The organism is Leeuwenhoekiella aequorea, assembly GCF_004104375.1.
GTDB lineage: Bacteria > Bacteroidota > Bacteroidia > Flavobacteriales > Flavobacteriaceae > Leeuwenhoekiella > Leeuwenhoekiella aequorea.
On sequence record NZ_QOVM01000003.1, the window covers coordinates 491607 to 501718 of the forward strand.

Annotated in this window: 8 protein-coding genes and 1 tRNA gene; 4 read left to right on the forward strand and 5 right to left on the reverse strand. The window is 32.9% G+C overall.

The window, feature by feature from the left end; all coding sequences use genetic code 11:
- From DSM00_RS09650 to DSM00_RS09670, 5 genes are read right to left on the reverse strand one after another with little or no spacing between them, the layout of a single operon-like run.
- Nucleotides 1-195 carry a hypothetical protein gene (locus DSM00_RS09650; protein WP_128757800.1) on the reverse strand — a complete coding sequence of 65 codons (195 nt, stop codon included), beginning with the start codon at nucleotides 193-195 and terminating at the stop codon, nucleotides 1-3.
- Nucleotides 195-785, reverse strand: a complete 591-nt coding sequence (gene lptC / locus DSM00_RS09655; RefSeq protein ID WP_128757801.1) for an LPS export ABC transporter periplasmic protein LptC — start codon at nucleotides 783-785, stop codon at nucleotides 195-197. Before lptC ends, DSM00_RS09650 begins: the two co-directional genes overlap by 1 nt.
- Nucleotides 786-2159, reverse strand: a complete 1374-nt coding sequence (locus tag DSM00_RS09660; RefSeq protein WP_128757802.1) for a tetratricopeptide repeat protein — start codon at nucleotides 2157-2159, stop codon at nucleotides 786-788. It lies immediately after the preceding gene.
- A gap of 32 nt (nucleotides 2160-2191) precedes the next feature.
- The gene (locus DSM00_RS09665) at nucleotides 2192-3448 is read right to left on the reverse strand and encodes a hypothetical protein (RefSeq protein WP_128757803.1); all 1257 of its coding nucleotides are present in this window, start codon (nucleotides 3446-3448) and stop codon (nucleotides 2192-2194) included.
- Nucleotides 3448-4179, reverse strand: coding sequence for a type III pantothenate kinase (locus DSM00_RS09670; protein WP_241652384.1), 732 nt, complete (start codon nucleotides 4177-4179; stop codon nucleotides 3448-3450). Before DSM00_RS09670 ends, DSM00_RS09665 begins: the two co-directional genes overlap by 1 nt.
- A gap of 144 nt (nucleotides 4180-4323) precedes the next feature.
- Between DSM00_RS09670 and DSM00_RS09675 the strand changes: the two genes are divergently transcribed.
- The 4 genes from DSM00_RS09675 (at nucleotide 4324) to DSM00_RS09690 (ending at nucleotide 9913) form a co-directional block, all read left to right on the forward strand.
- A tRNA-Phe gene (locus tag DSM00_RS09675) sits at nucleotides 4324-4396 on the forward strand.
- A gap of 273 nt (nucleotides 4397-4669) precedes the next feature.
- Entirely contained in the window at nucleotides 4670-5521 is an 852-nt protein-coding gene (locus DSM00_RS09680) for an EcsC family protein (RefSeq protein WP_128757804.1), read from the forward strand.
- Nucleotides 5522-5627: 106 nt separating this feature from the next.
- The gene (gene dinB / locus DSM00_RS09685) at nucleotides 5628-6848 is read left to right on the forward strand and encodes a DNA polymerase IV (protein ID WP_128757805.1); all 1221 of its coding nucleotides are present in this window, start codon (nucleotides 5628-5630) and stop codon (nucleotides 6846-6848) included.
- A gap of 23 nt (nucleotides 6849-6871) precedes the next feature.
- Entirely contained in the window at nucleotides 6872-9913 is a 3042-nt protein-coding gene (locus DSM00_RS09690; protein WP_128757806.1) for a DNA polymerase III subunit alpha, read from the forward strand.
- The last annotated feature ends 199 nt before the right edge of the window (nucleotides 9914-10112 follow it).

The window sequence follows — 10112 nt, forward strand, 5'->3', positions numbered from 1 at the left end:
TTATTTCTGATTACGCTGTTCATACTTTTTCCTAAAACGACGTTTAAAAAAGTACATTCCCACAGCGATAACTACAAAAAATAAAAAAACATAAGCCTTACTTGGCTCTACAGACCAGATTCTATATGCTTCAAATAAAAAAAGTGCAGCAAATATTAAGTAAGCGTATTCGAAGTATTTAAAGTATTTGGACATTATTGTATGCTATCGTTTTGTGCTGAATTCGGCTTTTCTTTAACGTACATTCGGCTTTGGTTATCTAAAGATATAAAATTTTTGAAGTCCTCACTGCTATCAAATAAATCTCCTCCATTAAAAGAATTATCAGGAAATTTGATAGTATAAGGTTTATCTGTGAAGACCCACTTATTTTTTTGATCCCAGAATAATTGAGATGCGTCTAATCGTGTAGAATCACTTGTTATTAAAACTACATTTTTACGCATATCGATAAGACTTGTGCGTGTATATCTAATTGCATAATCTGCAGTTATGTAGTTTTCCTTTTCTTCATCATCTATAAAAGTAACTTCGACTCCATTAGGAAATTCTTGATACGGAAAATTCAACAACCCATAATCAATGAGCAATGGTGTTTTTAAAGTCGCCACCACTTTACCAGAATCTGTATATTTTAAAAGTACACCCTCTCCTTCTGCCGAAGGCCCATCTGTGCGCTGTGTAAATTTCTGCAGATCTTCTGAACTGTTACCACAGCTAAAAAACAAAGTCACAGCTACTGCTGTGACTAAGTTTAAAATTATATGTTTATGTGATTTACTCACTTACAAATTAGGTACCGTAACACTACCACCTATCCAGCAATTAAAGCTTATACGTTGTCCAGCGTTACCTGCATTAAATATCATTGTACGATCTGGAGCTAAACCTCTGTAAGCTGCAGCAGTTTTATCTGCTACTCCAGATAATGAAGGATCTATTCGCCCTGCACGAGAAGCCATATCTGCAGCTAACCAGTATACCGCACGTTTGTTGAATACACTATCTCCACAGCTGTTTGCACTACTTGCATACATATCTGCTATTTTTAAGTACACAATACCCATTGATGGTTTTGCAGCTACTGCTTTTTGGTAATAGCTACGTGCATTGCTTAAACTTCCTTTTTTTCTAAAGTTTTCAGCTAATTGATAGAAAACCTTTGCTTTTTTAGCAGGATCTGTTTGACGATTTGCAGACTCTTCGTAATATTTTAAAGCATTTGCATTTTCACCACGTTGTTCAGCAAGACGACCTAAGTAATAAGAGGTTTCTGCAGATGGTTCTAATGTGTTTAATTGCTCAACTAGTTTTACAAATAAAGGACTATCTGTACATTCTTTAGAAACTAAACGACCTGCAGCACCTTTTACCCAAGCAACATCACTTTTCTTAGCTTCCCAAGCAGACTCATAAAAAGGAACTAAACGATCACAATCTGCTAAAACCCCTAATTTTTGATTAATACCAGCAGAAACTTTAGAGTAGTTGTCTAAGTTAACCTCCGCTACTTGCTCTAATCTCTTTTCTTGAGCAGTTAAATCTGTACCAGCTTCTTTCTTTTCTAAGATAGTTTCCATACGCTTAGCATAACCATCTTGCTCTTCAGTAATTTTTTCTTGTACTTTATCGTACATATCAAAAACTTCTTGAAGTTCAATTTCGCCAGCTTCTTGTAATTCTACGGCAACCACAAAATACTCATATAAACCTTTTGCATTTGTAAATGTTGCTCTATCTGTATCCCAAGCTTTATTAAACTGCGCGTATTGCTCTGATGCAGTTCCTATTTTGCTGTCATACATAATAGTTGCAACATCTGCGATATCTTCACCTTCATTAGTTTTAGCCGCAAAATGAGTTTTCTTTTCTTGGTACATTTTTTTCAAATCTTCAAGAAAAGCCACTTGTTCAGCTCCAGTAGAATTATCGATCTTATGTTTTAAGATACGCTCACCATATTGATAAAGAGCAAAAGATGTAGTAGGACATTCTTTACGTAATTTCATAAATGGTTCATAAGCTGCATCGTAATTTTTTACTTTAGCGTGCTCAGAAAATATAGACATTGTGGTAACACATTCTTCGGTAGCTTGTGCGCTAACGAAATTTACTGCTCCTACAAGAGCTATAAAAAGTAATGTTAATTTAGTTTTCATCATTAAATGGTTTTAAAGCAATATTAAGAATTTTAGTTGTATTTGTTAGGAACAAACCACGGTCTAAGTGGGTTTAAAGATAAACTAAGACCAACTTTGAAAATATCTTCTTTTACAAGACCTGCATTGGTTGTACCACGCTGTCCATATTCAAAAGTTATGTTGGCATTACTAAATCCACGTCCTAACGGTAAACCAAGACCAAAAGATATGCCAAACTCATCAATTGATTCATTTTGTATCATTAAACCTGTTTCTTCAAATCGAGCCCCTAACCTATAAGTTACTCTACTCCAATAGCTTGTTATAGAATTATAATCTGGAACAAAATATCCTCCAAGACGATATTTAAAAGAATCATCGTAGGTAGCATCTGGTGTTACAAAAGCTCGGTTAGTCATTTTACTACTTTCAAGATATTCTACTTGCCCACCTGCAAACCATTTATTTACCTCTCCTAAGCCTAATCCAAACGAATACATATTAGGTACAATTGTCTCTGTATCTTCTAGACTAAAGTCTTGGGAATCTATAACACTAACAACCGCATTATCTGTTTGTGAATAAACCACAGATTGTAAAGACCTGTCATTTTCTAATGTTAAACTTCTTTCTGGCTGAAAACTTACTGAAGAGTATAATTTATATTTTTTAGCAAAAGACTTTTCAAACTGAGCTCCAAAATTATAGGTAAGTCCTTTTATATCAGATCTGTCAATTTCTCTCACACTGTATTGTTGATCTGAATCAACTTGTATAATCTCATTTCTAATATTTCCGAAATTATAACTTCCCTCTGCTCCTATTCTAAACCCTTTGAACAACTCAACACCTGCAGCTAAAAATGCTCGATTTACCCCTCCTCTACCTGAATACTGAGTTAAGCTTGTTTCTCCAGCATTTAAAATTTCATAATCCACAGATGTTTCTGGTATTAAACCAAAACCCACACCTACTTTTTTTGACACAGGAAATGCAAGAGCTAAATAATCTATAGTTGTTGAAGTATTATGCCCTTCTCTACCATCTGCAGATAAATCAATCTCATTGTGACTTGCCGCGATTGTGAAGTTAGTTAGTTTTAAAGATCCATATCCTGCAGCATTTCTAAAATTGATATGCGTACTGTCACCTAAAATACTCAACCCACCCATTGCTTGATTTTCGATCGAACCCTTAAAGCTTGAAATACCTAAACCATAAAATGAATAAGGTGAAGAGTTACCTTCCTGAGCAATTGCAGAAGCCGATATAAAAACCAAAACAACTACTAAAAATCTTTTTATCATTAACTTTTATTAAATACTGTTATATAATTCAGTCCTTCCAGAAGAAAATTTGAGTTGGCAAAGATGCCATTTTTTAACCTACCAGACAAAAATTGCCCGTCTCCTCCTGTTAAAATAATCTTTAAATCTTCAAATTCAGATTTATACCAGTCTATAAGACCATCAATTTCTTGAGTAATACCATTAATAACCCCAGAATGCATAGCTCCTTCTGTATCTTTTCCTATAACAGCAGCTTCAGTTTCAATAGCTTTTAAATGAGGCAATTTTGCGGTAAATTCATGCATAGCCTTGTATCGCATTTGTAAGCCGGGTGATATTGAACCTCCTTGATAGACCTCTTTACAATCTTTAAAATCATAAGTTATACAAGTACCAGCATCAATGACTAAAACATTTTCTTTAGGGAATAAAAATTGACTACCTGCAACAAGAACCATTCTATCTATTCCTAATGTCTGCGGTGTTTTATAACCATTGGTAAAAGGCATCGGGGTATCTGATGTTATTAGTTCATATGAAAGACCTTTTTTTTCTATAAACGTGACAAAATCTTTTGAATTGCCTGTAGCACAAATTGTAATATGATTTATAGGATATTCTTTGAGATAGTCTTCTAGCTTATCTTTTGCTAATTCAATATCACCTGCCCAATTGCTTCTTAGTATATTTTTCTCATAGACCCCAAATTTGAGCCGTGTATTCCCTAAATCTATTACCAGATTTATCATTTGATTTTTTTTTTGCAATAATACAAATACTCAATGCCTCGTGCTCACGTATTTAGCAAAAGCTTGAAAAAATATTCAATAATTTTTCTCAATTTATGTTGTGCAATCTAAAAATTGATTTTATATTTGCAGCCGCTTAGGCGAGGTACCTTAGCTCAGTTGGTAGAGCAACGGACTGAAAATCCGTGTGTCCCTGGTTCGATTCCTGGAGGTACCACAAAAAAACCCTGAAACTTTCGTTTCGGGGTTTTTTGTTTTTATAACCTTTTCTTATAAAGACAAATTTCTTTTTGGTGCATATTTAAATTCTTCAGAAAGAATATCCATCTATTTTTCAACGATTTAAATTGACTATAAATCATAATTTATAGAAATTCAATCCTGAAAAAACAAATAAATGAATTAAACGTTACAAGTAGATCTATAGAAAAGCTATTCCCGTTTAAAGATTTTTAAATTTGTATTAATTCGAGATTAATTAAAATTACCAATGACACATTTAGTTCAATCAGATAAAATCTCATTAGAAGATCTAGCCCTCATCAAGAAATCTAAAAAAAATCTTGATGAAGTCTCATTTTTAATGCGAGCTCTAAATAGTATTGGTACACCTATAGATAGCGGATTAGAATTACTCCCAGAAAAATATCAAGGAAAAATTAGCAGTACAATTCAAAAAGCCTTGCAATTATCTGTAAAAGCTAATTTGAAAACACTGGATAAAGAGAAACAATTTACTCCATCGTCAAATATTACTTATAAAGTGGTCACCGGCCTGTCTGGTGCAACCGGAGGTTTTTTTGGAGTTGCAGGCTTTACTGCAGATTTACTACTATCTACTAAATTTATGATGCGTTCTATAATGGATATAGCACGCAGCCAAGGTGAAGATATTCATGATATTAATACACAGCTTTCTTGCTTACAGGTTTTTGCTTTAGGAGGAAATTCTGATCAAGATGACGAATTAGATACAAGTTATTATGCTACACGAGCGGCACTTCATACTACAATGAATCAAACAAGTGCATATATAGCAGAAAATGGCACTAAAAAAATTATTGAGTCTTTAGCTTCGCAAACTGCTGCGCCCATCGCAAAATTAATAAATCAAGTAGCTGCTCGATTTAGTGTACAGGTAACTGAAAAGTTTGCCGCACAAGCAATACCGGTTATAGGAGCTGCAGCGGGAGCTTCTATTAACATACTCTTTATTACACATTTTCAGAAAATTGCCACTGCTCATTTTACATTGAGACGTTTAGAGCGTAAATATTCTAAAGATTTAATTCAACAAACTTACCAACAACTAGAAGTTCAAAATACTGCTATAGATCAGTAGATTATAAAATTTAAATCTTCAATAAGCTCTAAATATTGAATAGTAAAACTAAACCGTATTTTAGAATTAGGAATATTTCCATAATTTTGTAATAATTCCAATTATTATGAATAGAAACATTCTTCATCTGGATTTAGATACATTTTTCGTCTCTTGTGAGCGGCTAATCAACTCTAAGCTAATAGGTAAGCCTGTAATTGTAGGAGGTACAGGTGATCGTGGTGTAGTAAGTGCTGCCAGTTATGAATCAAGAAAGTTTGGTGTTCATTCTGGCATGCCTATAAAAATGGCAAAGCAACTTTGTCCCCAGGCATTTTATATAAGAGGTAATGCAGGTATTTATACAAAGTACTCAAAACAAGTGACAGATATTTTACAAGAACAAGTTCCTATTCTTGAGAAAGCTAGTGTAGATGAATTTTATGCAGATCTTACAGGAATGGATCGTTTTTTTGGCTGTTATAAATTTGCCAAAGAACTTCGATACAAAGTCATTAAAGAATCGGGGTTACCAATCTCTTTTGGTCTATCTATAAATAAGACAGTTTCAAAAGTTGCTACAAATGAAGCTAAACCAGATAGTCAGCTTAAAGTAGACGCTGGCTTTGAAAAAATCTTTTTACAACCATTATCAATTAAGAAAATACCTATGGTGGGTGAAAAAACCTTCCGCACATTTTGTAATCTGGGGGTAAAAAATATTGGATTAGTTCAGCAAATGCCCGTCGAGATGATGATTTCTGTATTTGGTAAAAATGGAAGGATTATCTGGGAACGTGCAAATGGAATAGATCGCACGCCTATAATACAATATCACGAGCGTAAATCTATTTCTAGTGAACGTACCTACGGAAGAGACACAACAGATATCACAAAATTAAAAACAACTATTCATGCGATGGCTGAGAATCTTGCTTTTCAATTGCGTAGTGGAAATAAACTAACTTCTTGTATAACAGTAAAGGTTAGATATTCTGATTTCCAAACGTATTCTAAACAACTAAAAATACCTTACACCGCTGCAGACCATAATTTAATTCCCCAAGTACTAGAATTATTTGACAAACTATACTCTCGAAGACTTCTTATAAGACTCGTGGGTGTGAGATTTAGCGGTCTTACAGAAGGACATTATCAAATAGATTTGTTTGAGAATACTCATCGCACTGTTAATTTATATAAAGCTATGGATGCAATACGTATAAAATATGGCGATCGCAGCATTATGAGAGCTGCTACAATGGGAGAAGGATCCCGAACAATAGGTGGTCAAGGAAATCCTTTTAACGGGCAACCTCCTATTGTATTAGCACATAGACATCAATAATATTCAATTTTATACTTCTTTAAATGTTTCTCAATTGTCACACATATTTCAGCTTACGTTATGGGACACTTTCCGAAGAAGAATTACTTGATTTAGCTATTGCAAATAAGCAAAGTTCTATAGCTCTTACAGACATCAATAATACATCTGCCTGTTTAAAATTTATAAGTAAAGCAAGAGATAAAAATATCAAGCCAGTTATAGGAGTTGATTTTAGAAATGGAATCCAGCAATGTTATATTATGATCGCTAAAAACAATAGTGGTTTTTTAGCAATAAATGATTTTCTATCTAAATTTTTGCACGACAAAACTGCGTTTCCAGATGTTGCACCTGTACTCGAAAATGTAATCACAATTTATTCCTTTGAAAAAGCATTAGAACTCGATAAGAATAATTTTGAAGAGAATGAATATATAGGAATTGGCATAAAAGATCTTAATAAGCTAAGATTTTCGCGATACAGTAATTATGAGGAAAAACTTGTTTTATTACAACCTGTAAGTTTTCGTAATAAAAAAGATTATAATATCCATAGACTGCTAAGAGCTATAGATACAAATCAATTATTAAGTAAATTACCCAAAGAAGAACAAGCAGATCCTGAAGAGAAAATGCTTAGTCCCGATTTATTAATAAGCGCTTTTAAAGAATATCCTTCTATTTTAAAAAACTCTATTGAAATTTTAAATGCGTGTACCGTACATTTTGATTTTTCTCAATCTAGGAAACCTCAAAATTTAAAAAAAGTATTCTCTTCTGAAGAGTTAGACTTTCAAAAACTAAATGAGCTCTGTAAAGAAGGATTAAAAAAACGTTACACTATTATAACTCCCCAAATTAAAGAGCGATTACAAAAAGAACTATCCTTAATTAAGAGTCAGGATTATGTTTCTTTCTTTCTCATAAATTGGAAAATTATTCAATATGCACGTAGTAAAAATTATTTCTATGTAGGTAGAGGGAGTGGAGCAAATAGTATAGTTGCGTACTTACTCCGTATAACAGACGTTGATCCTATAGAGCTTGATCTTTATTTTGAGAGGTTTATGAATGAGTTTAGAAGCAGTCCTCCAGATTTTGATATTGATTTTTCTACTTGGGATAGAGAAGATATAACCTCTTTTATATTTGATGAATTTGGAAAAAATAATCAAGTTGCCCTCTTAGGATCATACGTTACATTTCAACATAGTGGAGCTGTACGTGAATTGGGAAAAGTTTTTGGCTTACCCAAATATGAAATTGATAAATTAAGCAAAGGAAGTTTTATTGATAATAAACTCGATGATATAGCTAAGCTAATTCTTAAATACAGCACATACTTAGATGGCAAACCAAATTACCTAAGTATCCACGCAGCAGGAATTTTAATATCTGAAAAATCTATTCATTACTTTTCTGCAACTTATTTACCGCCTAAAAATTTCCCTACTGTACAATTTGACATGCATATTGCAGAAGATGTAGGCTTATATAAATTTGATATACTTGGCCAGCGTGGTCTGGGTAAAATAAAAGACTCTTTGGAGATTATAAAAAAAAATCAACCTCATATAAAACTGCCTGATATTCATGAAACAAAACAATTTTTCCAAGATCCTTTGATTAATAAGATGATTTCTGAAGCAGACTGTGTAGGCTGCTTTTATGTTGAATCACCGGCAATGCGAATGCTCCTTAAAAAATTAAGAGTAAATGATTACCTAACACTTGTAGCTGCAAGTTCAATAATACGACCTGGAGTAGCTAAAAGTGGTATGATGCGAGAATATATAATTCGTCATCGTGATAAAAAAAGATGTGAAGATGCGCACCCTATACTTTTACAAATTATGCCAGATACTTACGGGATAATGGTCTACCAAGAAGATGTCATAAAAGTAGCTCATCATTACGCAAAATTAGATTTAGGTGAAGCAGACGTACTACGCCGTGGAATGAGCGGTAAGTATAGATCTCGGCAGGAATTTCAAGATGTAAAAAACAAATTTATAAACAACTGTATTCAGAATGGAGAAAAGATAGAAGTTGTTAATGAGGTTTGGAGACAAATAGAAAGCTTTGCAGGATATGCATTTGCAAAAGGACATTCCGCTTCGTATGCAGTAGAAAGTTATCAAAGCCTCTATTTAAAATGCTATTTCCCATTAGAATATATGGTTGCTACAATTAACAATGGTGGAGGCTTCTACACAACTGAAACATATATTCATGAAGCGCGTAAAAAAGGAGCAACTATAGAAGCCCCATGTATAAATAGATCTAATATTGAAACAACAATCAATAATAAAACTATTTATCTTGGATTTCAACATCTAGAAAACTTAAAGAAAATCACGATGGTTAAAATTATTAATGAGCGTATTTATGGTAATTACAAATCATTAACCGATTTTACCGAACGTACAAATATTCAAATAGAACAACTTGATATATTAATACGTATAAATGCTTTAAGAATTTTTGGTAAAGACAAACGTACCTTATTATGGGAAGCGTATTATAAAGAAAACACGGCACCAAAATATGAACATCAACATCGTATTTTTAATATTTCTACACAGGAATTTAAATTACCACAGTTTGAAATAACACAACTAGAAAATGCATTTGATCAGTTAGAGTTACTTACATTCTCCTTATATAATCCTTTTATTCTTTTAGAAAAAAAACCAAACCAACAATACTTAAGTGAAGATTTAAAATCTCATTTGCATAAAATTATTAGTATTTATGCGTATTTAGTCACAGTAAAAAGAACAAGTACATCAAATAAAAAACAAATGTACTTCGGAACGTTTTTAGATAAATCAGGCAATTGGGTAGATACAGTTCACTTTCCATTAGTCGCTCAAAAATATCCCTTCACTGGCAAAGGGATTTATAGAATCACAGGTAAAGTCGTTGAAGAGTTTGATTTCCCTTCAATTGAAGTTACACACTTAGAACGTATGCCTTACGTTGTAGATCCTAGATTTGATCCTACCTATAATCGAAAAGTAATAAGTGAAACAGTTGTAACTAAACAATTAACTATATCTCCTAATACAACAGTTACATAATAAGTAAACTAATATATCTTGAACAACTTAGTTTTCTCAAACTTAGTTCAAAAGACAAACTGATCAAATAAAATAAAAAATAATTTAATCACTTACGAGGTATGTTTAGTAATTGAGTTTGGAGCAAAAAAAAATCCGCATCATTTACTGATGCGGATTTCTAAAACAAGGCGGCGACCTACTCTCCCACGAGATGCAG

Excerpts from the sequence above, each read along its gene's own strand:
- DSM00_RS09650 (WP_128757800.1), bottom strand. The coding sequence starts at position 195 with ATGTCCAAATACTTTAAATACTTCGAATACGCTTACTTAATATTTGCT.
- dinB (WP_128757805.1), top strand. The coding sequence starts at position 5,628 with ATGAATAGAAACATTCTTCATCTGGATTTAGATACATTTTTCGTCTCT.
- DSM00_RS09660 (WP_128757802.1), bottom strand. The coding sequence starts at position 2,159 with ATGAAAACTAAATTAACATTACTTTTTATAGCTCTTGTAGGAGCAGTA.
- DSM00_RS09670 (WP_241652384.1), bottom strand. The coding sequence starts at position 4,179 with ATGATAAATCTGGTAATAGATTTAGGGAATACACGGCTCAAATTTGGG.
- DSM00_RS09680 (WP_128757804.1), top strand. The coding sequence starts at position 4,670 with ATGACACATTTAGTTCAATCAGATAAAATCTCATTAGAAGATCTAGCC.
- DSM00_RS09690 (WP_128757806.1), top strand. The coding sequence starts at position 6,872 with ATGTTTCTCAATTGTCACACATATTTCAGCTTACGTTATGGGACACTT.
- DSM00_RS09665 (WP_128757803.1), bottom strand. The coding sequence starts at position 3,448 with ATGATAAAAAGATTTTTAGTAGTTGTTTTGGTTTTTATATCGGCTTCT.